General features: G+C 71.9%; 16 protein-coding genes and 1 pseudogene. 10 read left to right on the forward strand and 7 right to left on the reverse strand.

Annotated features, from left to right (window positions below; genetic code table 11):
- Positions 1-444: 444 nt before the first annotated feature.
- Positions 445-1,494, reverse strand: coding sequence for a LacI family DNA-binding transcriptional regulator (locus ACBJ59_RS33660; protein ID WP_375114224.1), 1,050 nt, complete (start codon positions 1,492-1,494; stop codon positions 445-447).
- Positions 1,495-1,668: 174 nt separating this feature from the next.
- Between ACBJ59_RS33660 and ACBJ59_RS33665 the strand changes: the two genes are divergently transcribed.
- Positions 1,669-3,267: a glycoside hydrolase family 31 protein gene (locus ACBJ59_RS33665; RefSeq protein WP_375114225.1), complete on the forward strand. Its 1,599-nt coding sequence runs from the start codon at positions 1,669-1,671 to the stop codon at positions 3,265-3,267.
- 59 nt (positions 3,268-3,326) lie between these two features.
- Here the strand turns inward: ACBJ59_RS33665 and ACBJ59_RS33670 are convergent, their stop codons facing one another.
- The 5 genes from ACBJ59_RS33670 to ACBJ59_RS33690 form a co-directional block, all read right to left on the reverse strand.
- Positions 3,327-5,252, reverse strand: coding sequence for an ABC transporter ATP-binding protein/permease (locus ACBJ59_RS33670; protein ID WP_375114226.1), 1,926 nt, complete (start codon positions 5,250-5,252; stop codon positions 3,327-3,329).
- A gap of 98 nt (positions 5,253-5,350) precedes the next feature.
- Complete coding sequence (lanKC, locus tag ACBJ59_RS33675; protein ID WP_375114227.1) at positions 5,351-7,921, reverse strand: class III lanthionine synthetase LanKC; 2,571 nt, start codon at positions 7,919-7,921, stop codon at positions 5,351-5,353.
- Between the two features lie 15 nt (positions 7,922-7,936).
- Positions 7,937-8,920, reverse strand: a complete 984-nt coding sequence (locus ACBJ59_RS33680) for a hypothetical protein (protein WP_375114228.1) — start codon at positions 8,918-8,920, stop codon at positions 7,937-7,939.
- 104 nt (positions 8,921-9,024) lie between these two features.
- Positions 9,025-11,034 carry a prolyl oligopeptidase family serine peptidase gene (locus ACBJ59_RS33685; protein ID WP_375114229.1) on the reverse strand — a complete coding sequence of 670 codons (2,010 nt, stop codon included), beginning with the start codon at positions 11,032-11,034 and terminating at the stop codon, positions 9,025-9,027.
- Positions 11,031-12,299, reverse strand: coding sequence for an MFS transporter (locus tag ACBJ59_RS33690; protein ID WP_375114230.1), 1,269 nt, complete (start codon positions 12,297-12,299; stop codon positions 11,031-11,033). Before ACBJ59_RS33690 ends, ACBJ59_RS33685 begins: the two co-directional genes overlap by 4 nt.
- Before the next feature lie 334 nt (positions 12,300-12,633).
- On the opposite strand from ACBJ59_RS33690, the pseudogene ACBJ59_RS33695 reads away from it, so the two are divergent.
- The 6 genes and pseudogenes from ACBJ59_RS33695 to ACBJ59_RS33720 form a co-directional block, all read left to right on the forward strand.
- A pseudogene (locus ACBJ59_RS33695) lies at positions 12,634-12,762 on the forward strand (hypothetical protein); the annotation flags it as partial.
- On the forward strand, positions 12,763-14,022 hold the full coding sequence (locus ACBJ59_RS33700; protein WP_375114494.1) for an NAD(P)/FAD-dependent oxidoreductase: 1,260 nt from the start codon (positions 12,763-12,765) through the stop codon (positions 14,020-14,022). It abuts the pseudogene before it with no gap.
- The gene (locus ACBJ59_RS33705) at positions 14,019-15,638 is read left to right on the forward strand and encodes an MFS transporter (RefSeq protein WP_375114231.1); all 1,620 of its coding nucleotides are present in this window, start codon (positions 14,019-14,021) and stop codon (positions 15,636-15,638) included. Before ACBJ59_RS33700 ends, ACBJ59_RS33705 begins: the two co-directional genes overlap by 4 nt.
- 92 nt (positions 15,639-15,730) lie before the next feature.
- Positions 15,731-17,911: a serine/threonine-protein kinase gene (locus tag ACBJ59_RS33710; RefSeq protein WP_375114232.1), complete on the forward strand. Its 2,181-nt coding sequence runs from the start codon at positions 15,731-15,733 to the stop codon at positions 17,909-17,911.
- A 204-nt stretch (positions 17,912-18,115) separates the two neighbouring features.
- Entirely contained in the window at positions 18,116-19,258 is a 1,143-nt protein-coding gene (locus tag ACBJ59_RS33715) for a sensor histidine kinase (protein WP_375114233.1), read from the forward strand.
- A complete protein-coding gene (locus ACBJ59_RS33720) occupies positions 19,251-20,510 on the forward strand; it encodes a hypothetical protein (protein WP_375114234.1) in 1,260 nt (419 codons plus the stop codon). The genes ACBJ59_RS33715 and ACBJ59_RS33720 overlap by 8 nt, the downstream gene beginning before the upstream one ends.
- 323 nt (positions 20,511-20,833) lie before the next feature.
- Here ACBJ59_RS33720 and ACBJ59_RS33725 read toward each other — a convergent pair whose 3' ends face one another.
- A complete protein-coding gene (locus ACBJ59_RS33725) occupies positions 20,834-21,412 on the reverse strand; it encodes a helix-turn-helix domain-containing protein (RefSeq protein ID WP_375114235.1) in 579 nt (192 codons plus the stop codon).
- A gap of 133 nt (positions 21,413-21,545) precedes the next feature.
- Here ACBJ59_RS33725 and ACBJ59_RS33730 point away from each other — a divergent pair, with 133 nt between their 5' ends.
- The 3 genes from ACBJ59_RS33730 (at position 21,546) to ACBJ59_RS33740 (ending at position 23,105) form a co-directional block, all read left to right on the forward strand.
- Positions 21,546-22,256 (forward strand): class I SAM-dependent methyltransferase, encoded by a 711-nt coding sequence (locus tag ACBJ59_RS33730; protein ID WP_375114236.1) that lies wholly within the window; start codon positions 21,546-21,548, stop codon positions 22,254-22,256.
- 65 nt (positions 22,257-22,321) lie between these two features.
- Positions 22,322-22,831, forward strand: a complete 510-nt coding sequence (locus tag ACBJ59_RS33735) for a DinB family protein (RefSeq protein ID WP_375114237.1) — start codon at positions 22,322-22,324, stop codon at positions 22,829-22,831.
- Positions 22,832-22,949: 118 nt separating this feature from the next.
- A complete protein-coding gene (locus tag ACBJ59_RS33740; protein WP_375114238.1) occupies positions 22,950-23,105 on the forward strand; it encodes a hypothetical protein in 156 nt (51 codons plus the stop codon).
- Positions 23,106-23,622: the final 517 nt, after the last annotated feature.

Below are 23,622 nucleotides of genomic sequence, written 5' to 3' on the forward strand. Positions count from 1 at the left end.
GATCCATTAAGCTTCTCCAGGGGCTTACGGGGCGGCTGGCTGAGCGAGCCGTGCGGTGCTCAGCGTGCCAACGGAGGCGCGAAAACCCGGGGGGTCTCGCTGGGTGAGGAGACGATCTCGACGGTGCGACCAGCCCTTCCCTGCCACCGTGACGCGATCGACGTCCGGTACACGATCCGCCACTCGGCCGTTCTGAGCCGGGATCACGCCCTGGACTTCGGGCACCCGGGCATATCCGCGGTCTTCGATCGATGATCGAATCGTCGCCGCCGGGGAGTCGTTGGTCCAGACTTTTGCGCCTTCTGCTCAAATATTCTTCACGTGTACGGACATGCCGGAAATTTTCTGCCATCCGTGCCGGCACAGCCGAGGCGTTCGCCGCGTTTGTCGCTCCACTCGTCCGAGGACACGATCAATGCGATACGTATCGATCGTGTGTCGGGGCTATGGCACGTCCGTGAACAGGGTCGTCGTGGCGCGCCGCACCAGGTCCTCGGGCTCGACGAGCTCCAGGCGAGGTGGCCCGTCAGCGCCCTGGAGGCGTTCGAGGAGCAGGCGCATCGCCAATCTCGACACCGCGCGGGGCCGAGGTGAGACATTCGTGATCGGCCGGGCATACGACAGCGCGGTGTCGTCGGTGCAGACGCCCACGAGCGACACGTCCCGCCCTGGTACGAGATCCCGCTCCCACAGCAGCCGGGCCAGCCATTCGGTGACCCGCGGCGTACGCCCGATCAGGCCCAGCCGGTCGTCGCGGCGGGCGAGCAGCCGATCCGCGCAGGCGACGACTCCGTCCCAGGTGTTGGACCGGCGCGGGACGACGCTCAGCCCGATGCCGTGGCCGGCCGCGCGCTCGCGCGCCCCGGCGTAGAAGTCCTGCACGAACCGGTAGGGCTCGGGATCCTCCGAGGGCTCGCCCAGGACCGCGACGTGCCGGTGCCCGGTGGCGGCGAGCTCGTCCACGAGCAGCTCGGCGGAGCGCCGGGTGTCGAAGTCGACCACGTCGAGACCCCGCGGGTCCGTCGGGCGGCCGACGAGGACGACGGGCAGCCCCAGCTCGGCCGCCGCCGGGATCCGATCGTCGTACGTCTGGATGTCCATGAGGATGAAGGCGTCGCAGATCGAGCGGGCGGCCAGGCGGGTGAGGCCCGCCGGCCCTTCGCGCACGGTGCTCAGCACGACGTCGTAGTCGACCCGGCGCGCCTCCTCGATGATCGTGTCGATGTACGGCACCGTCTCCGACGCGTCGATCTGCGGTCCCAGGTACACGATCAGCGCGATCACGTTCGTCTTCGCCGTGCGCAGCGTCCGGGCGCCGGCGTTGGGCTGGTAGCGCAGCGCGCGCATGGCCTCTTCCACGCGCCGGCGCGTCTCGGCGGAGACGGCGCGGTTGCCGCTCATCACCGCGGAGACCGTGCTCTGCGCGACCCCCGCGAGCGCGGCCACATCCCGGCTGGTGGGGGCCGTCCGACCGCTGCCCGCTCCTCGTGCCATGACCCCATACAGTAGTCGACCCCCTCGTGACGGCGGTCGCGTCCGCCGCCCGCCCGGTGACGCCGCCAGGTCGCCTGTTTGCCATTCGCCCGCGGAGTCCTCTAGCTTCGGTACCGACTGATCGATACGTATCGCGAGTGGCGTCTCGTCGATCCACCCCGCTGAAGAGGCACGATGATGATTTCCCACGCTCTGCCCGCCCTGCCGCCGGACCCGCTCCTGGAGCAGGCAGGGGATGCGCTGGAGCTGGCTCTGGAGGCGGACGAGCGCTGGTGGGGAGGCGCCGCGGAGGACGGCCTGGCGATGCCGTTCGGCGTACGGCCGTTCGCCCGCGACCTCGGCTCGCCGGTAGGGCACGGGTCCGGCGACGCCGCGCCGTCCAACCAGAGCAGCCCGGTGCTGCTGTCGAACCGCGGGCGAGTGATCTGGTCGGAGCGGCCCTTCGCGTTCGCGTTCGAGGACGGCCTGCTGCGGCTGTCGGGACGGGACATCTCCGTCAGCCGTGCGGGCGGCTCGCTGCGGGAGGCGTTCCTGTCGGCCTCGCGCCGGTTCTTCCCCCCGTCCGGGCGCACGCCGGCCCGTGAGCTGTTCTCGGGCCCGCAGTACAACACCTGGATCGAGCACCCCTACACGCCCACGCAGGAGGCGGTCCTGCGCTTCGTCCGCGACCTCCTGGACGCGGGAATGCCGCCGGGCGTCGTGTTCATCGATGACCTGTGGGCGTACGACTACGGCACCTGGCGGTTCGACCGCTCCCGCTTCCCCGACCCCGCGGCCATGATCCGGCAGCTGCACGAGTGGGGCTGCTCGGTCATGTTGTGGGTCGTCCCGTTCGTCAGCCCCGACTCCGCCGCGTTCCGCGAGCTCGAAGGGCGGGGCCTGCTCATCCGCGACCGCGCCGGGGACACCGCGATCCGGCGGTGGTGGAACGGGCTCAGCGCCCTGCTGGACCTCACCGCACCCGCCGCCGTCAAGTGGATGACGGACCAGCTCGACACCCTCAGGGAGGAGACGGGCATCGACGGCTTCAAGTTCGACGCCGGTGACGTCCGTGACTACCGGGCGGACGACCGCACCGCCGGGCGGGCCGAGCCGGTCGACCTGTGCGAGGCGTGGGCGCGGGTGGGGCTGCGGTATCCGTTCAACGAGTTCCGCGCCTGCTGGCGGATGGGCGGCCGGCCCCTGGGCCAGCGGCTCCAGGACAAGCCGCCGCTGTGGGGGCCTGCCGGGATCGGGTCACTCGTCCCCGAGATGCTGGCCCAGGGCCTGATCGGCCACCCCTTCGTCTGTCCCGACATGATCGGCGGGGGCGAGATCGAGGCGATGACCGAACAGGGCGCGACCGACCAGGAGTTCTTCGTCAGGTATGCCCAGATCGCCGCGCTCAGCCCGATGATGCAGTTCTCGGTCCTGCCCTTCCGCGTCCTGGACGACGTCCATCTCGCCGCCGTGAACGAGGCGTTGGCCGTCCGAGCCTCGCTGCTGCCCCTCATCCTCGACCTGGTGGACGACGCCGCCACCACCGGTGAGCCGGTCGTGCGCCCGATGGCCTACCACGCGAGCGGGCTGGACGAGGTCACCGACCAGTTCTTCCTCGGCCCGGACCTCATCGTGGCGCCCGTGACGGCGAAAGGCGCCACGGAACGGAGCGTCGCCGTCCCGGCGGGGCGCTGGCGCGGCGACGGCGGCACCGTCGTCGAAGGGCCCGCGCGCGTCACGGTGGCCTGCGACCTGGCCCGCATCCCCCGGTTCGAGCGCCTGGCGGGCACATGATGATCGCCTTTCCGCGAGGAGCACCACGTCCTCCATGGGCGCGTACGGCTCCGTCCCCGTCACGCCGGAGCGGGTTCCGTTTCGTCGCCTCCCAGCGGGCTGAAGCGCCATGCGCCCTCGCCGAGCAGCTTGAGCTCGTGGGTGTGGTGCTGCTCGACCGTCGAGCGGTGGCTGACGCTGACGACGATGGTGTCGGGCAGCTCTGACCGCACCAGTTGATAGAGGACGAACTCCAGGTTCTCGTCCAGTGCCGAGGTCGACTCGTCGAGGAAGAGCGCCTTCGGCCTCGTCAGCAGAATCCGGGCGAACGCGATCCGCTGCTGCTCGCCCGGGGAGAGCACCTTGGCCCAGTCCTGCACCTCGTCGAGCCGGTCCACGAGGTGCGACAGCGCCACCTTCCGCAGCGTGCGGCGCAGGGTCTCGTCATCGATGTCGCCTTCTTTGCCGGGATAGGTGACGACAGCGCGCAGGTCGCCCAGCGGTACGTAGGGCAGCTGCGACAGGAACATCGTCTCGTTGGGTCCGCACGGCCGGGTCAGCGTGCCCGTGGTGAACGGCCACAACTCGGCGAGGCTGCGCAACAGCGTGGTCTTGCCGCTGCCGGACGGCCCGGTCACGACCAGCGTGTCCCCCACGTCGAGCCGCATGTCGAGCGGCCTGATCAGCTGCCGGCCATCGGGGGTGCGGACCTCGACGGCCTCGAGCTGAACCGTACTGTCGGCGCAGGGCAGCGTCGTCACCTCCGGCAGCGCCCTGGCCTCCTCGTTGGCGACGACCAGCCCGTGCAGCCGGATGATCGCCGCCCGGTAGCCGGCGAAGGCGTCGTAGGCGTTGCGGAAGAACGACAGGCCGTTCTGGATCTGGTTGAACGCCGAGGCCGACTGCGTCAGGTCGCCGAGGCGGATCTCGCCGGTGAACAGCCGCGGCGCCTGCAGGAGGTAGGGCAGGGGCACGATGCTCTGGCTGATCGCGTAGTTCCAGGCGTTGAAGCCGATCGTCCTGTTCAGATAGTGCCTGTAGTTGCTGACGACGGGGGCGAACAGGCGCCGCAGGCCTGTGCGCTCCGCGACCTCGCCGCGGTAGAACGCGACCGCCTCCGACGCGTCGCGCAGGCGTACCAGGGCGTAACGGAACGCCGCGTTGAACTTCTCGTTCCGGAAGGCCAGCCAGATGATCGGCCTGCCGATCCAGAAGGCGATGACGGAGGCGATGAGGACGTAGACCAGCCCGATCCAGAACATCGCCCTGGGGATCTCGACCCCGGAGATGGAGAGCGTGCCCGAGAGACTCCACAGGATCGCCGTGAACGACACGATCGAGGTGACCGCGGAGATCGCGCCGAACAGCAGCGTGTTGGACGTCCCCCCGTTGCTCGGAAGGTTCGGCAGGGGTCCGAATCCGGCGGTGACCACGTCGATGTCGGACTGGATACGCTGGTCCGGGTTGTCGATGGTGTCGTCGATGAATCGCGACCGGTAGTAGGCCCTGCCGTCGAGCCAGTCCCCGGTCAGCCGGTCGGTGAGCCAGCGGCGCCAGGCCAGCACGAACCGCTGGAACAGGAACAGGTCCAGCAGCAGCCGGGCGATGTGGATCGCCGCCAGGACGCAGAAGACCCACAGGGACATCCAGAAGCCGCGTTCGCCGGAGCCCTTCACCGCGGCGTTGTTGACGGCGATGCCCTGGACCGCGACCTGGAGGCTGGACAGCATGTCGTTGCCCTGGTAACTGAACAGCACGTCCAGGCGGACGCCGGTGACCACCGACAACAGCAGGGCGCCGAGCCAGAGCCAGACCTTGAGGCTCTCCGGGCCGGTGAAGTACGCGCCGGTGATACGCCAGAATTGCCGGCCCCACGTCGTGGAGAGGCCGATCAGCACGAGGACCACCAAGGTGCACACCGCGGCGATCGCCCACGCTTCGGCGATCCACACCAGCGATGTCCAGCCCTCGGAGCCCCAGTCGAGCGTCGGGGTGAACGACTCCATTCCGGCACCGTATAGGCACAGAGTGTGACGAGCGCTCAGGAGGGCCCAACTCGCGGGAAGGAGTCGTCGCAGTGGCCCTCCATGCCGATCAGCACCGATCAGCACCGATCGTCGAGCGTGAACAGCGGGTCCGGAGTGCCGGCCAGGAGGTGGTGCACCGCCAGCAGCACGCCGGCTGAGCCGCTCCACAGATCGGCGCTCAGTTGCAGGAATCTGTCACCGACGAAGCGGACGCCGTCGTCGCCGGGGATCGCGTACTTGAACAGCGCGGCACCGGACCTGATCGCCTCGCCACGCAGGCCGGCGTCGCCGCGGAGATCCGCCGACTGCGAGAGAGCGAGCGTCAGCCCGGCCAGGCCCTGGAACAGGCCCACGCCGACGGTGAACCGGACCGTGCAGTAACGCAGGCAGCGAGCGAGCACGCCGGCGAGCTCGGCGTCCTCGACGACGGTCAGGTATCGGGACAGGACGGACGCGTAGCCCGCGCTTCCGGCGAAGAGGTAGGGCATGTTGCGCGAGTCGGCGGCGGACACCCGGAACCCCAGTGCCCCCGTCTCCACCGGGAGCTGGTGGCGCAGCTCGTCGCGGAGCAGCCCGAGGCCGCGCCGCAGCGGCTCGCGGTCGCCGGTCAGGCGGGCCAGGTAGTAGAGGGCGAGCGCGATGCCGGGGCGGCCGCCGACCAGGCCGGAGGCGTCGCCGGCGGCGAGCTGCCCGGTCAGCGCCTCGCCGTCGGGGATCGCGCTGAGGATTTCCCCGGCCCGGGCGAGCCGACGGTCGTCGCCGGTGTGGCCGTAGAGGGACAGGTGTGTCATGGCGAGGCCGGCCGCGCCGCCGCCGAAGGTCGCGCAGGTGCGGCTCAGCGGATGCCCGTCGGCGGCCGCGAGCAGCTCCCCGGCGGCGTCCAGCTCGCCCAGCTCGGCCAGCACCCAGGCGATGCCGGCGTTGCCGTACAGCAGGCCCGGCGGGGTGGCGTGGCGCTGCGCCAGCGACTCGTCCCGCAGCCGCACGACGACCTCCGGGTCGACCCCGCGCCCTGCGACGTGCAGGGCGTGCAGCACGCCCGCTGTCCCGTGCGCCACGCACCGGGTGTTGGAGGAGAACCCGGCCGGTGTCGTCGGGTAGACCCAGCGCGGATTGCCCGGCTGCGCCATCGCCCCGATCGCGTCGGCCGTCCGGTCGCGCAGCCAGCGCAGCGATTCCAGCGGCTCGCGTTCCACCTCCTCCGGCGCGGGCAGCCCCGGCCGGGCGGGGCGCCGGTGGACGCGCGTCACCTCGGCCCAGAGCCGGTCCGGCACCGGCGCGAGCGCCGCGAGGTCGTGGCGCATGTGGTCGAGGACCTCTGGCGCGCGGGTGACCACTTGGTGCAGCGGGAACAGCAGCATCTGCGCCACGGCCGACAGGGCGTACGCGTCGAGGGAGCGCGAGGCCGTGCCGGTGGGCCGCTCGCCCTCGTACGCCTCGCGCGGGAGATAGCCCGGTGCCCCCAGCGGCGTGACGGCCTGGTCGACGATCGGGCGGGCGGCCTCGAAATCCACCAGCCTGACCCTCTGCTCGTCGTCGACGAGGATGTTCCTCGGGTTGAGGTCGACGAAGACGTACCCGAGCTCGTGCAGCGTGGCGATGGTCTGCTCGACCTGGCCGAGGATGGCCAGGCACTTCCGGTAGTAGCCGTCGAACGCTGCCCTGGGCCGGCCGACCTTGATCACCGGAGAGTTCGCGACGACCCACCTGTTCAGCGTCGTGCCCGGAACCAGCTCGGTGACCAGGTAGGTGTTCTCCCAGTGCGCGAAGAGCTCGATCGGCTCCGGGCATATCCCCGGGTGCCTGCGGTGCAGGGCCCTGAGAGTGTCGTGTTCCTGTTCCAGCCGCTGTTGCGCGTCCCGCGCGTCCGCGTCGTACCCGGTGTGGGCCCATGCCTCCTTGACGAAGACCGGCCGCCCGTCCGCCGCGCGGGCACGGTAGGCGCCGCCCGCGTTGCTGTGCTGGAGGACCGCCTGGAAGGTGTAGCCGCCGAAGCCGGCCGGTCCGCCGGCGTCCTCTTCGTGGCGCGGGGCCGCGAACGGGTCGGTCACGCCCGGCGGGAGCACGAACTCCGGCCGCCGCTCGTCCGGGATCTCCCGGCCGGCGGCGTCGAGCAGGGTGAGCTGCCGGGTGCCGTCGGCCTGCAGCCGGGATCGTTCGCGGAAGGAGCCGTACCGGTAGGAGACGCAGGACGAGGAGCCGAAACGCCGGTCGCTGCGGATGTACGGCCCGGTGAAGCCGGCGAGATCCTGCTCCAGCCGGATGAGCAGCTCGCGGGCGACCTCCGTGGTCGGCGGGTACACCGCGCAGAACTTCCCGCTCTGCGCGCGGTTCCCGTGCTTGTTGTGGACCCAGAGGAAGAACGACTTTCCGCTCACATGCTTGAACGGCACGGAGAACGCGACGCAGGCGGCGGCGACGATGTCCAGCACCCGCTGCGCGTTCTCGATGGCGCTGGAGACGTGGATCTTCCACCCCTGGTCGGGGAGCACGACGCCGGGCGGCGTCCATTCCGTCCAGACGTCCCTGCTCGATCGCTCCCAGGTCGCCGGCATCCCGGCGGGCCGGTACGGGACGCCCGGCGGGACGAGGTCGAGTGGCTCGTAGTAGTCCGCGTGAGCCAGGGCGAACGCGAGATGCTGCAGCATGGCGACATTCCTCTCTCAGAGCCAGCCGCGTCGAACCGCCGCGACGCCGGCCTCGAACCTGCTGGACGCCTCCAGCCGCGCGGTCAGCCGGGCGATCCGCCGCCGCAGGTGACGGACCGACACTCCGAGATGGCGAGCGGCCACCTCGTCGGTGTTGCCCGACGCGAGAAGGTCGAGCAGCCGGCGATCATCGTCGGTCAGTCCCGGTTCCCGGGAGATGTCCTGGAGATCCGGGGACAGCTCGCGGGCCTCGTCCCAGAGCCGGTCGAACAGCCGCAGGAAGCCGGTCAGCAAGCCGACCTGCCGGACGACGAGCGCGCCCTGTCCGTGGTCCTCCGGGTCGATGGGGACGACGGCCACCTGCTCGTCCATGACGATCAGCGGGTCGAGCCGCCGGTCGCTCACGCGGATCCGCGCTCCCTCGGCCATGAGCCGGTGCAGGTAGGTGCGGGTCCGCTCGTCGTCCAGCGCCGATCGCTCGTGGACCAGCCGCAGCTCGATCCCCCTGCGCAGGCGCAGGTCGAGTGCCTGGCAGACCTCCGGTCGAGGCCGGCCGTGCAGCACGCAGTACATGCTCGCCCGGGTCAGGGACGACAGCTCAGCAAGCCGCTCGCGGACGTCCCGCATGCCGTCGACCCACTCCACCCCCGGTCCACCGCCGCGCAGCCCCGCCATCCCCCGCGCGTCCAGCACCGAGAGCGCCCCCAGTTCGGTTCGCAGCCCCGCCACCTTGCGGTACTTCCGCAGCAGCTCGTCTTCCTTGTGCTCGATGAGCTGCCTCAGCGACGCGGTGGGATCGACGGCGACGACCCCGGACGGCGCGGCCGGGTGCGTCCGGGCGACGCCCAGGTCGACGAGATGAGCCAGGGCAGTCCTGAGATCGTCTTCCACCGCGCCGACCTGGGCCTCCAGGGCCGTCAGGTCGTGCTCGGGCTTCTGCAGCAGCGCGCGGTACGTTCGTTCCGCCAGTTCGTCGAAGCCGAGATCACGTAACGTCATCACGCCGGTGTCATTGGCCTTACCCACGTAACCCCCATATTTGACGATGAGCCCCCTCGTCGGTATAGGCGTGACTCGTCCGTTCCACCGTGTTCCACCGCCCGTCACCCGTCGTCCGCGAGCGCCAGTCCGGTATGCCGGGCGATGAACGCGAGAGCGGCGGCCGTCTTCCAGATCCCCTGCTCGCCGCGGGCCCCCGTATGGCCCGCGCCCTCCACCACGTAGTGCAGGACCGGTCCGCCCGTCGTCGCGTGCTGCAACTGGGCGGCCATCTTGCGGGAGTGCAGGGGGTCCACGCGCGTGTCATTGCTCCCCGTGATCAGGATCGTCGCGGGGTGGCGGCGCCCGGCGGACACGTTGTGGTAGGGCGAGTAGCTCAACAGCGCCTCGAGCCCCGCCGGCTCGTCCGGGGAACCGTACTCCTCGCGCCACGCCTCGCCCAATCCCCAGCGTTCATAGCGGATCATGTCGAACGGCGCACCCGCGCACCCCACGACCGCGTACGCCTCGGGCCGCTGTACCGCGGCCGCCATGGCCAGCAGGCCGCCGTTGCTGCCGCCGAGCAGGGCCAGCTGGTCCCGCCGCGTCCAACCGTGCCGGACGAGCCAGTCACCGGCCGCGTGCAGGTCCGCGAGAGCGTTGCCCTTGTTCGCCCCGCTGCCCTCCTGGTGCCATCGACGACCCCGCTCGCCGCCGCCGCGAATCCCGGCGACCGCGACGTACCCGCCGTTGAGCACCCACGCCAGCAGGTCGGGCTGGAACGAGGGGCGGGCCGGGATGCCGAAGCCGCCGTAGACCGCCAGCAGGGTGGGACGGGGACGCTCCGCGCCGCACCCGGCCAGGATGGTCAGCGGGACCTCGGTCCCGTCGGCCGAGTGGTAGACGTGCCGGCTGACCTCGACGTCCGGACGTGCCGGCGCCCCGTCGCACGGGGTCACGCGGCCGGAACGCACATCCAGCCGCCATGCCGACGGCGGGGTGTCCCACCCGGCATAGGTGAGGGCCAGGACGGCCGGATCGCCCGTCGGCCTGATCGAGCTCACCGTCCCGTCACCGGGCAGCCCGACCTCGGTGAGCGCGGCGCCCGTCGTCGCGTCGTGCACGGTCATCCGGCTGACGCCGTCCCGGTTGCGCAGCGCGACCAGGCGGCGGCCGCGCTCGGTGCGGGCGAGGGTCACGCCGGCCAGGACCCCGGAGGTGTCCTCGGGGAGCAGGACCCGCCAGGGCCCCCAGCCGTCGCCGGCGCGGTCCGCGACGAGCACCTGCCCGAAGCCGCCGGCCGTCGAGGACGAGGCCACCAGCCGGTCGTCGTCGTCCACCACCACGACGGCCGAGGCTCCGGCCCCTGGCGGCAGCGGGCGGAGCGGGCCGCCCGCTCGTACGTCGGCGACGCTCACCCGCGTGTCGCGCGCGGTCCCGTCCCGGACTGTGACGACCAGCCAGCGGTCGTGCCAGAGCGCCACGTGATAGCGGGTGGTCGCCGCCTCGTCGCCGGCGACCAGTTCGTCCGCGGTGACGTCGCCGCCGACCTTGTGGTGGTAGACGCCCGTACCCGGCCGGTCGAGGTGGCCGCGCGCGCAGAAGTACGCCTGCTCGTCCGCGCGCCACTCGATCGGGGAGTACCGGGTCCCGGACACGGTCTCCACGACGCGTCCGGTGGTCACGTCCACCAGCGACAGGGGGGTCCGGTCCTCGGCGCCGGCCACGAGGACCTGGATCGCGACGAGGCTCCCGGCGGGAGACGGCTGCCAGCTCGCGACGGTGGCGTGGGGATGCAGGTCGGTCACGCCCACGACCGTCCGCCACCCCGCCCGCTCCCGCACCTGTAGCGTCCAGCGCTCGTCCGGCCCGAAGGGACCGGCCCGGAACCCGCGGGAGCCCGCGGTCCTGGCCGGGGACGGGGACGGCCGGGGGGCGAGGTCGCGCAACATCGCGCTCAGCCGTCGCCTGCCCGGCAGGCGCTCCAGACAGCCGACGCTGAGCGCCTGCTGCTCGCGCAGCCATCGCCGGGTGTCCTCGGAGTCCGGGTCCTCCAGCCAGCGGTACGGGTCCGCGACGAGATGCCGGTGACGGCGCTCCGTCACCGGGTCCCGCCGCGCATCCGGATATCTCACGAGGGCACTCCCGCGGTCGTACCGGCGGGAGCGCCGGCCGCGCGCGTACGGCCCCGCCGCACGGAGATGAGGAGCATGGTCACCGCGACGAGGGCGATGGCCTGGCACAGCCAGATACCGTTGCGCACGCCGAACCGCTCCCCGAGCACGCCGCCCAGGAGGGCGCCGGCGGCGCTCGCGAGCGTCACGACCGTGGTGAGCAGCGTGGTCATCCGGCCGAAGTACTCGTCCCCGATGTCGTCGGACAGGATGGTGATGAGCGCCAGGTTGCCCGCCGCCCCGAAGAACACGGGCAGCCCGATGCCGATCGTGACCAGGGCCAGCACCGCCCAGAGCGGCCCGCCGGCCAGCGGCAACGCGAGGGTCGCGAGCACGGCCGCCAGCGAGCACGCCAGCAGGAGGCGACGCGGCGAGTGGCCGCGCTCCAGCAGCTTGGGCGCCGCCAGCGAGCCCACCGCGCCGAGGAGCGTGGCGACCACCATGGGGGCGCTGTACAGGGCGACGGGAAGGTGCAACGTGTCCAGCAGGAACAGTGAGCGCTGAGCGAGCGTGCCCTGGGTCGCCACGTTGAGCAGGAACGCGTAGGCCGCGAAGGCGGACAACAGCGGGTGCGCGCGGATCACCGACACCCCGGCGCGCATCTCGCGCAGGATCCCGGCCTTGGGTTCCGGTTTGCTCGACCGCCGATCCGGTGATCGCAGGGCGCGCAGGCAGGAGGCGCTGAAGGCGTAGGTCAACGAGTCCAGGAGGAACAGCAGCGGAGCACCCAGCGTCGCCAGCAGGGGACCGGCGATCGTGCCCGCGACGGCACGCGAGATCATCTCGGAGGACTGCAGCCGCCCACGGGCCGCTCCCACGTTCTCCACATCGTCGAGGCTGCGCAGATGGGTGAAGTACAGAGCGAAGACGACGATCTCCGCCAGGCCGATCAGGAAACCCACCGCGCACAGCCAGGCGATCGTCAGCGCGCCGGTGAAGGCCGCGGCGGCACAGGCGAGCACCACGCCACCGCAGAGCAGGTCGATCAGCACGAGCATGCGGCGCGGCCGGACGATCCGATCCGCCAGGACACCGCAGATCGGCCCGAACAGCAAGGCCGGCAGGGTCGCGCTGACCACGATCAGGGAGATCTCCCGGGGGGTGGCGTGCAGGTTGATCACGGCGACCACGGAAGAGGCGGTGGCGGTGAGGCTACTGCCGAAGACCGAGGCGGCCTGCCCGGTCAGATAAAGCCGGAGGTCGGAAACACGTCTGAAGTGCACCATGGTCGGAGCTCGCCATTCTTTGTTTTTGACTTCGTACGGCACCAGCAATTCGAGAAGGGTGGGCGCGGGAATCGACGAGTCCCGCGCCCGGGACGACCTAGTTCTCGTTCGAGCAGTGCGACCAGCTCAGCGTGCTGATGGGCGCGTCCTCTTCGATGCCGGAGTCGCCGGCGTCGACAGTGGCCTGCATCTGCAGCTTCAGCACGTCGTTCATGCTGTGATCCTTTCGATCGATGGTCACCGTGAGCCCGCTTCCTGGATTCACGGAACTTGCCCGGTCATCATTACCGGCGCCGGTGCGCGGCGAAAGAGTTTTTCCGGTCAGCAAGCGGACATGCGCCATGTCATTTTCCGGACCTGTGGCCCGGCCGATGCACCGGCTAATGTGAAATTCGTGGTCGATATCTCGGTTGCCAATGAAGTCGAAAAAGGAATCGTCGTTGTCGGCGCCGGTACAACCGGCATGTCGGTCGCGATGATGCTCGCCCGGCACGGCCTGCCCGTGACGGTCATCGAACGTGACGAGTGCGCCGCGTTCGGCCGGCGCGAGGGCTATCCCGCCCTTCGCGCCGGAGCGGCACACGCCCGGCGCCCCCACCAGCTCATGGCGGGAGCGCGTGACATCCTGTGGCGATCGCTGCCCGACGTGACGCGCAAGGTCTACGAGCTGGGCGCCCGCGACGCGGTCGAACATCCCGGCGATTCACCGGCCGCCTTCATGGCCCTTCGCCGTGCCCTGCTGGAGCGGGCCCTCCTCGCCTGCGCGCGGGATCTCCCCAGCCTGACGCTCCGGTTCGGCGAGCGGGTGCTCGACGTGGTGACCGAGGACGAGCCCGGGGCGCGGGTGCGCGGCGTGCGCACGGCGAAGGCCGTCCTTCCCGCCCGGCTGGTCATCGACGCGACGGGCATCCACGCGCGGCTCGCCTCCGCCGCGCCGTACGTCAGCATGAGGTCGCACCTCTACTACACCTCCCAGCCCTTCCGGCTGACCGACGCGGGATTCGCCGCCGCGCGGGACGCCGTCGCGCTGTGGAGCCCCGCTCCGTCCAGGGATGTCGTGCACGTCCGGCTGTTCGTGCACGATCCGCCCTTCGCCTCGGTCCTGGTCGCCCTGCGCGGCGACCGGCATCCGCCCGGCCGGCAGGTCATGCTCGAGTCCTACCGCGCGGCTCTGGCGTCCGAGCGGCTGCGATCGTGCCTGCGGGACGCGGTCCCGCTCGCGCCGATCCAGGATTTCGGATTTCTGCGGAGCAGGATCCGCCTGTCCGCGTTCTCCGGACCGTGCGGGCTCCACCAGATCGGAGACGCGCTGGCGGCGCTGAACCCGCTCACCTCGCGAGGCGCGGGGCTCGGCCTCGTCCAGGCGGAGTTGCTGGCCGAGGCCATCGCCCGCGACCCGGACGACTTCGCGGGCCAGCGAGCGGTCATGATGCGCGCCTACCACGACTGGGTCGCACCCCATTGGGCGATGGGCGTGGTCCAGGGGTTTCTCCGGCCGGACGCGGACCCGCCGCCGGAGGTCGCCGAGCTCGTCGCCGCGGCTCGGCACAGGTGGAACCGGATTCGCGAGATCCGCCGGGCCTGGCACGCGCCGCCGGCCGCCGGCACGGATCGGACGCGGCTGAAGGACCACATGCGGACAGCCCTCGAGGTCCTGGCGCTCCAGGCTCCGCCATCCGTACTCGACTCCCTGCCGGAAACGGCTGGAAGGTGCGCACCATGAGGGCCGCCTCGCATGGACATACGCCGGCGTTCTGGTCGGGCGTGACGATCACGACGGTCGGCGTGCTGCTACAGCTGCCGAGCTACTTCATGGCCCGTGACATGCACTATCACATGGCCGGCATGCCGGTGACGACCGAGATGGCCATCGGCATGATCCTGCTGTTCGTCGGCGTCGGCGTCACCGCCTACAGCCTGTTCCCACGGTCGGGTGGCAGGCGGCCCGAGCTGAGCAAGGTGAGCATCGCCCCTCTCGACGACGCCCGGATCAGACCCGCCCACGTCGGGCTGCTCCTGGTCATGGCGGCCGCCATCACGATCGACGTGATGAAGCCGACCGCCTTCGCGTTCCTCGTTCCCGGCGCCGCGGCCGAGTACGGGCTGCGCGGGCCGCTGAACCCGACGGCCGACGCGCTGCCGATCGCCCTCTACCCGCTGTCCGGCGTGACCGGCATCATGATCGGCTCGTTCGTCTGGGGCTGGCTGGGCGACCGCATCGGGCGGCGCGCGTCCATCCTGCTGGCGGCGATCATCTTCATCGCGACGTCGACGTGCGGCACGATGCCCGAATTCTGGATGAACCTGGTCACCTGCCTCGCCATGGGCCTCGGCGTGGGCGGCATGCTCCCCCTCACCTTCGTGCTGCTCTCGGAGACGGTGCCCAGGAGGCATCGCGGCTGGATGATCGTGCTCATCGGCAGCGACATCGCCGGCGCGTACATCATCGTGAGCTGGCTCGCCTCCACCTGGGCCGCGCCCGAGGCGTTCGGCTGGCGCCTGCTGTGGCTCGTCGGCCTGCCCACCGGTCTCATCCTGCTCCTGCTGAACCGCTGGATCCCGGAGTCGCCCCGCTTCCTGATCATGCATGGCCGGGACGAGGAGGCCAGGGCCGTCATGCGCAAGTACGGCGCCACCGTCGTCGAGACGCAGTCGGAGCTCGCCGTCGAGCGCGACCTGGACCGCGGCACCCGGCTGGCGTTCAGCAAGCCGTTCCTCGGCCTGACCGCCGTCGTCGTCCTGCTGGGGCTGAGCATCGGCACCACCCAGTTCGGCTTCCAGCAGTGGATGCCGTCCAACCTCCAGCGGCTCGGCTTCTCCGAGGTGGACGCCAGCGAGATCCTCCGCAACGCCGCGATCATCGGCTTCCCGTTCAGCGTGCCGATCGCGCTGCTGTACGGGTTCTGGAGCAGCAAGAAGACCATCATCCTGCTGATCGCGCTGATGGGCGGATCGCTCGCCACCTTCGCCGCGCTGGGCGACCAGGTGGCCGCCAATCGCGGCCTGCTGTACGTCCTGCTCGTCGTGCCGGTGTGGGGGATCAGCATCCTGAACGCCGTGCTCGCCGCGTACACCGCCGAGATCTATCCGACCGTCGTCCGCGCGCGCACGAGCGGTCTGTCCGCGGGCGCGACCAAGGCCGGCGGGGTGCTGATCCTGGCCCTGGTGATCACCGCCGTCGCGGTCCCCTCGGTACGGGTGACCGCCGCTGTCGGCGTCGTCCCGATGGCCCTGGCCCTGATCGCCCTGATCGCGTTCGGCCCGGAGACCCGGCACAAGCGGCTCGAACGGATCACGGCCGAGGAACTGCGGTCGTCCGGCACCTCGGCTCTCCCCTGATCCGGCCGGTCGGGACCCGGCGAAGAACCCTGTCCAGCGGCCGTGAAGTGCAGGATCGCCCTCTATCTGCGGAACGTGTATCGTCGAGAACCATGTTCCGCCCCCTGCAGGCCGGCGAACCCACCCGGCTGGGTGACTACCGCGTCGTCGGCGGCCTCGGTGAGGGCGGGCAGGGCGTGGTCTACCTGGCCGAGCACGCCTCGGGCGAGCGGGTGGCGATCAAGGTGCTGCACGCCCGGCTGGCGGGCAGGAGCGAGGCGCGCGAACGCTTCTTACGCGAGGTCGACGCGGCCATGCGGGTGGCCGCGTTCTGCACGGCCCGCGTGCTGGACGTGGCGGTCGACGGCGACAGGCCCTACATCGTGTCGGAGTTCGTCGACGGCCCGTCGCTGCAGGATTCCGTCCGCGAGCACGGCCCCAGGTCCGGAGGCGCGCTCGACCGCATCGCGGTCAGCACGGCCACCGCGCTGGCGGCCATCCACCGGGCCGGGATCGTCCACCGCGACTTCAAGCCGTCGAACGTCCTGCTGGGCTCCGACGGCCCCCGGGTGATCGACTTCGGCATCGCGCGCGCCGTCGACGTGACCGCCACCGCCGGCTCGGTGGGCACCCCGGCGTACATGGCTCCCGAGGTGATCCACGGCGAGCCGGCGCTGCCCGCGTCCGACGTGTTCAGCTGGGCGGTGACCGTGGGCTTCGCCGCGACCGGGCGCCCGGCGTTCGGCCAGGACACGTTGCCCGCGGTGATGTACCGCATCCTCAACGACCGGCCGCGGCTGGACGGCGTCCCCGAGCCCCTGCGCGCCCTTCTCCTCCGCTGCCTGGCCAAGGCGCCGCGGGAACGCCCCACGTCGGCCGAGGCCCTGCATCTCCTCCTCGGCCACGACCAGCGCGTGACCAGGCCCGTCGGCGGTGACTCGGGCGCGGCTCCACCGGCTGGAGCGGCACACGCCTGGACCTCGTCCACCGGCATGCCGCCGGCCGGGCCGCCCCTCGCCGGACCCGCCGCGACGCCCGGTCCCGGTACGCCGTCCGGTCTCGGTGCGCCGTCCGGTCTCGGTGCGCCGTCCGGTCTCGGTGCGCCGCCCGGCCTCGGTGCGCCGTCCGCGGAGGGAGCGCCGCCTGCCGCCCTCATCACGGACGCACGCGGCAAGCGGTCCAGGCTCCTGGTGGTGGGCTCGGCCGTCTCCGTGGCGGTGCTCGTGAGCGTGCTGGTGGTGGTCCTGCGAGGGGGAGCGGGCGACTCGCCGGCGACGCCCGTGTCCTCGGCGACGGCGGGCACACCGTCGGCGACGGCCGGCGTCGCCGCCCGGCCGTACGGCCGGAGGATGGCGAGGGTCACCCTCGGCGGCGAGGTCAACAGCCTGGCGGTGAGCACCTACGTCGGACAGCGCGCGGTGCTGGCCGGCAGCACCAAGGGGGTGGCCAGAGCGTGGAAGTTCGGCACGCGCCCCAGCGAGCTCGCCGAGCTGAGGACCGCCGGCGGCGAGGAGACGGGCGCCGCCATCGACGTGGGCGAGGTGGACGGGCAGGCGGCCGCGTTCCGGCGGCTGCGGAACGGCGGGGTCATCGTCTCCCGCGCGGGGAGCACCGAGCCGGTCGGCCCCACCTACCGAGGCCACCAGAAGATGGTCTACACGATCGCCTCCGCGCAGGTGTCGGGCAAGACGGTCCTGATCAGCGGTGATGAGGCCGGAAAGGTCCACGTTTGGGACCCCACAACGGGCAAGGACTCCGGGCCCCAGCCCAAGGCGGCGGGTGGCGACCCGGTGTTCGGCGTCGCGACCGGCACGATCGACGGGCGTCCGTTCGCGGTGACCGCGTCGGCCGACGACACCGCGCAGGTGTGGAACCTCGAGACCGGCTCTGCGGGCGCCACCTTCCGCGGCCACAGCGGTGACGTCTTCGCCGTGGCGACCACCGCGATGGACGGCACGCCGGTGGGGATCAGCGGCGGCTCCGACCGCAAGGTCCGCGTCTGGGACGCGCGCAGCGGCGAGGAGTTCGCGGCGTTCTCCGGCCACACCGCGGAGATCGCCTGCCTGGCGGTGGGCAGGGTGAAGGGCCGCGCGGTCGTCGCCTCCGGCGGGTTCGACGGAACCGTCCGCGTCTGGGACCTGCGCAGCGGCAAGCAACTCGGCGACCCGCTGAAGTCCGCCGGTGGGCGCGTCTACTCGGTGGCGATCGCCGAGGACGACGGGGCGTCGTGGCTGGCCGCGGGCGACGTCAAGGGCCATGTCACCGGATGGAGCCTCGGCCCGGCCTCCCCCTAGCCCTAGCCGGAACCCCGCTCCGACGCCGCCAACGCCGGAGGGCTCGGCCCGCTCTTCCCACCTGACGGCGCGTGGCTCATCCGGGGGGCGGCGGACGCCCACCCGTCGATCCCCGCGCGAATTCCCCAAGTCACGACATTTCCCGATGGTGGAGACGTTAGGCTGCCGTGACGGCAGGGACGTGGGCGGTCCGAGAGGTGGCGGTTGGCAGGGGAGGCTGCGGGGCTGCTGGTGCGCTTCGGGCGCAGGTACGCCTGCGCGGTACGTCTGGCGACGCTGGTGCCGATCTGCGCCATCGCCCTTTTCCGGGCCCCGGCCGAGCAACTGGTGAGCACCGCGGCCGTGGTCGGCGTCGCGGCGGTGTGGACCTGTGTGTTCGCGTGGTGGTTGCGGGCGGGGCGGGGCAACGCGCTCGTCGCCCTCGACGTGGCCGTCCTGCTGGGACTGTTCGGCAGCATCTTCTGGACCGACGCCGTGGAGGCCAGGAACACCGGGTGGCTGCGGCTGCTGGTCACCTTCGCCTGCGTGACCTACCAGTGGCACACCTCACCGGCGGCGGGCGGCACGGCGGCGTTCGTCGGCGGGGGCGGGGCGGTGGCGATCCTCTTTGAGGCGGGGGCGTGGGAGGTGGACGCGAGCCTGGTCACCGGGACAATGTGGGCGGTGCCGGCCGCCGCGCTCTCCAGAGCGGCCTGGATCCTCGTCCGCCATGCGGCGAAACGGGCCGACCTGATGGCGGCCGAGGCCCTGCGGGCGCGGGGCGAGGCCACGGTGGCCGAGGCCGTACGCGCCGAGGAACGCGAGCAGGTCAACTCGCTGCACGACACTGCGGCGACGACCCTGCTGATGGTGGGCCTGGGGCAGGTGCGCTCGGACGCCGGCTGGCTGGCCCCGCAGGCGCGGCGCGACCTGGACAGGCTGCGCTCCGTCAGCGGGCGGGCACCCGAGGAGGCCGACCTCGTCGACCTGCTGCGTGCTGATCTCGCCGTCACGCACCTGACCGTGGACTTCGACGGCCCCGAGCGGCTCCGCCTTCCGTTCGACGTCGCCAGGGCGATCACCGACGCGGCGGGCGAGGCTCTCACCAACGTACGCCGCCACTCGGGCACCGCCCGCGCGACCGTCCGGCTCCGGGGGGACGCGCGTGCGCTCCGCCTCGACATCGCCGACCAGGGGAAGGGGTTCTCGCCGGACGCCGTGCCGGGGACCCGGCGCGGGGTGCGCGAGTCCATACGCGGCAGGATGGAGCGCGTCGGCGGCACGGCCACGGTCACCTCCGCCGCCGGCGAGGGGACCCAGGTCCGGCTCGAATGGCGGGCACTGGTGGGTGACGCCGCCGATGCGTGACGCCGACGCGAGTCGTACCGGCGTGAGAGAGGCCGCCGCGAGTGAAGCCTTCCTGAGCGACGCCTTTCTGGGCGACGCCGTGAGTGGCGCCGGGAAGAGTGGCGCGAGGCCGGACGGCGTGCCGGGGGCGAGCGCGGCCGTTGCGGGTGACGCCGTCGAGGAGTCCACGCGGGCGCAGTTACGGCGCGGCCTGCGGGTGGCGACGCTGGTCATCGCCATGGCGATCGTGTTCGGGCTCGGGCTCACCAACCTGGTGCGCCACCTCGGCTCCTACGACACGCCGCTCACGCAGTTGGGCGCATTCGCCGTGCTCGGCGTCGTGCTGATCGCGGAGGCCGTGCTGCTCGTCCGCGGGCGGTCGTGGGGCCGGCTGCGCGGCGTGGCCATCGCGGTCGTGCTCGCCGCGTCCATGCTGTCGTACGCGACCCTGCCGGACGGCCGCACCTCTACCGGCACGGACTGGATGTTCGGCGCGGCCAACTGGGCGGGCCTCGTCGTGGTGCTGGACCGCCCGCTGCGCACCGCGGTGCTGTTCCTGCTGGCCCACGAGCTCACCGCGCTGCTCAACCTGCTCCTGCTCGAAGGGGCCTCCCGTGGGGAGCTGGCCCGGTTCGCGACCGGGTCGGTGACCGTGATCGGCTTCCCGCTGTGCGTGGCGGTGGTGGCGACCGTGCTGCGCAGCCTCGGCGCGGCGGCGGTGGCCGCGCGCAGGGAGATCGAGCGGGTACGCGTCGCGGAAGCCGTCGCCGCCGAGTCGCACCGCCGCAGGCAACAGCGCTTCGCCGAGCTGTCGGCCACCACGGTGCCGCTGCTGGAGGGGCTGGCCAACGGATCGCTCCACCCTGAGGACCAGCTGGTCCAGCGGAGCTGCGCCGTCGAGGCGGCACGCATGCGCAGGCTGTTCGCCGAGTCCGACACCGTCGCCAACCCCCTGCTGCACGAGCTGCGCCACTGCATTGACGTGGCGGACCGCAAGGGCGTCGTGGTGGAGCTGGACGCGCGCGGCCAGTGGCCGGCACCGCCGGTCGCGGTCAGGCGGGACCTCACCGAGGCGGTCCTCGTCGTCCTCGCCACCTCGGCCACCCGGGCACGCGTCACGGTCGTGGGCAGCGCCGCGCTGGTGTCGGTCAGCGTGGTCGCCGACTGCGGCGAGATCGACGTGCCGGCGCCGGCCACGCCGGGTGTCCGCGTCGAAGCGTTGACCTACGACGACACGGTCTGGATGGAAGCCCAATGGCAGCCGGCCAGGTGAGCACCGCCCTCATCGTGCCGTCCGAATGCCGCAGAGGAAGGCCATCGCGGCCTCGGGCGGTGTCACGCCGTGGGCCTCGCAGACGTCAGCGATGCGGTGCGCGCGCTCCAGCACCTGCGCGGGGGCGGGCCGGCGGTGAGAAGGCAGGGCCTCCGATGGCCGCCGACGTCAGGACGGCGGTTCTCCGGCATCCGGTGGGACGACCCGCACTTTCGGTAACGGTCACGGCCCCGGCGCGGCCTACGCGCCCAGCGGCTCCGAGCTGAGCGAGCGGGCTGCTCGGCGCCCGAACGGGCGGGGTCGGCCGGTGGGGGCCGGGTCGGTCAGTGCTCGGGCGGCGCCAGATGGGCACGCTCTCCCTGCGCGCCGAACAGGGTGAGCAGCTCCGCGGGCTGACTGCCGGCGCTGCCGATCCAGTGCGGGATGCGGGTGTCGAACTCCGCGGCCTCGCCGACGCCGAGCCGGAACTCCTGCTCGCCGAGCACGAACCTGACGTGCCCGTTGAGGACGTAGAACCACTCGTATCCCTCGTGGGTCTGCAGGTTCATCGTGGGCGACCGGCCGGCGGGGGGATAGATCACCTTGTAGGCCTGGATGCCGCCGGCCCGCCTGGTCAGCGGCACCAGCACCAGCCCGGATCGCCGTACCGGCCGCAGGTGGATGCGCGGGTCGCCGGTGGGCGGGGCCGCGACGAGATCATCGAGCGGGACGCCGTGGGCGCGGGCCAGCGGCAGCAGCTGCTCCAGCGTGGGGCGCAGCTTGCCGTTCTCCAGCCGGGACAGGGTGCTCGCGGTGAGGCCGGTTTCCTCCGCCAGCGTGGCCAGCGTGGCGTCCCGCGTCCGGCGCAGGGCACGCAAGCGGGGTCCGACTCCGGCCAGAACGTCTCCTGCGGGGTGGTCCATGCTCCGATAATGCGGATCCGCAACTTTTCTTGCAAGTGGGAAACAGCGGTGGGGATGCTGTCGGTACATCACCGGCGCCGGACGTACGCATCGGATCGCGTACGGCACGCCGGCCGACGAAGGGGCAATTCAGATGGATCCCACCGGACACCGGCGACCCACGCCCGACGCCGCGGGCGGACACGGCGCGGGCGGACACAGTGCGGACGGACACGGCGCGGCGGACGAGGACGCCGAGCTGTTCTGGGAGCGGCACTACCGTGCCCGGCGCACCTGGGACGCGCGCGCCAACCCGCTGCTCGCTGAGACCGCCGCCCCGCTGCGCCCCGGCTCGGCCCTGGACCTGGGCTGCGGCGCCGGCGGCGACGCCATCTGGCTCGCCCGGCGGGGCTGGCACGTCACCGCCGTGGACATCTCCACCACCGCCGTCGAACGGGTGCGGGAACGCGCCCGCGAGCTCGGCGTCGCGGACCGGGTCACCACCGAACAGCACGACCTGGCCGGCAGCTTCCCGGCCGGCCGGTTCGATCTCGTCTCGGCCCAGTACCTCCACACCCCGTTCCCGATGCTCCGCGGCCGAGTCCTGCGCACCGCCGCACGGGCCCTGCACCCCGGCGGCCTGCTGCTGATCGTCGACCACGGCTCCACCGCGCCGTGGTCGTGGAACCAGGGTCCTGACGCGCACTTCCCCACACCCACCGAGATCGCCGCCGAACTCGATCTCGACCCCGCGCACTGGTCCGTCCTGCGCGCCGACATGCCCCGCCGCCAGGCCACCGGACCCGCCGGTGAGACCGCCACCGTCATCGACAACGTCCTGCTCGTCCAGCGAACCGCCGGATGACGCCGGGACGACCCCGGACGACCACCGCGACCACACGCCACGTCACGTCGGAACGGAGCCACTCGATGCCAGGAATCCGCGCGCAGCGACCCAGGACGCGGGCGAAGGACACCACACCCCCGCGAACCGGCGCCGACGAGAAGGCCACCCTGCGGGGCTTCCTCGATCACCTGCGGGACGCGATCGCCGACAAGGTCACCGGCGTGCCGGAACCGCAGGTCCGGACGGGCGGGGTGCCCTCGGGCACCAACCTGCTCGGGCTGCTCAGGCATCTGGCGTTCGTCGAACGGTTCTACTTCCTCGGCGAGGACGTCGGCGACTGGCGCGCGACCATGCGGCCGTCCGCGCAGGACACCGTCGACAGCGTGCTCGCCGACTACCGCGAGACCGTCGAGCGGGCGAACCGGGTCATCGACGCCTGCCCGGATCTGTCCCTGCCCGCCCCCCGGTCCGCGCGCCCGGGGCCGGCACCGTCGATGCGATGGGTCCTGGTGCACATGATCGAAGAGACCGGCCGGCACGCCGGCCACGCCGACATCCTGCGGGAGCGGATCGACGGATCCACCGGCCGCTGACCAGCCGGCGCGCCGGGCCACGCCATGCACGTGAGCGCCCCCGCCCCGGATCCCGCAGGACCGAGAGCGGGGGCTCACGTTACGTGCTCTTGAAGATCGCACGGTTACGGTGGCTGGCATGCCCGCTGCACCCAGACGACCCAGGATCCACTGGCAGGACGACGCCGAGTTCCTCAAGAACAGGGACCGGATCGTCAGCGAGACGCCTCCGCCCTCCGCCGAACCGCCCGTGACACCCGCCGGGGACGCGGACGAGGAGCCGAGCGACCCGTAGCCGATCTCGTGTCTCACGCCCTGGTGGAGCCTTCGCGCACCGCCATCAGTCGTTCCACGTGCTGATGAGGGCCCAGCTCAGCAGCGCGACGAGCGCCAGCCCTCCGACCCCGCACACGACAGTGAACGCCGTGACGCTTTTGGCCGGCGCGCTCAGGAGGACGGCACCCGCGACCGTGAAACCTACGGGTGAGGTGGATCCGTGCCGGCGTGCGCGGAGCGGGTGCCACCGGGAGCGGCTCCCACAGGGAACCCCCTTCAGGGCGGCACCACGGGTCGGCACCGCCGGCGGTTGCCATCCCAGCACGCGGCGAGCCCTGCTCGCCGGAGATCTTCCTCACGTGACTCCGCACCAGCGCGCGGCGATGCGCCGATAATCGGCCGGCCGCACAACAGCTGGTTGTGCGATGCCGCTCGCGCCGTCGACAAGCCGCTTGGATGCCATTGGCCAACCCGTGGTTTGTACCTGAAGGCGCTGCTGCCGCCGGAGGACCTGCTCGTCGCGAACGGCCGGTTGG

Source organism: Nonomuraea sp. MTCD27, from assembly GCF_041950495.1.
Classification (GTDB): Bacteria; Actinomycetota; Actinomycetes; order Streptosporangiales; family Streptosporangiaceae; genus Nonomuraea.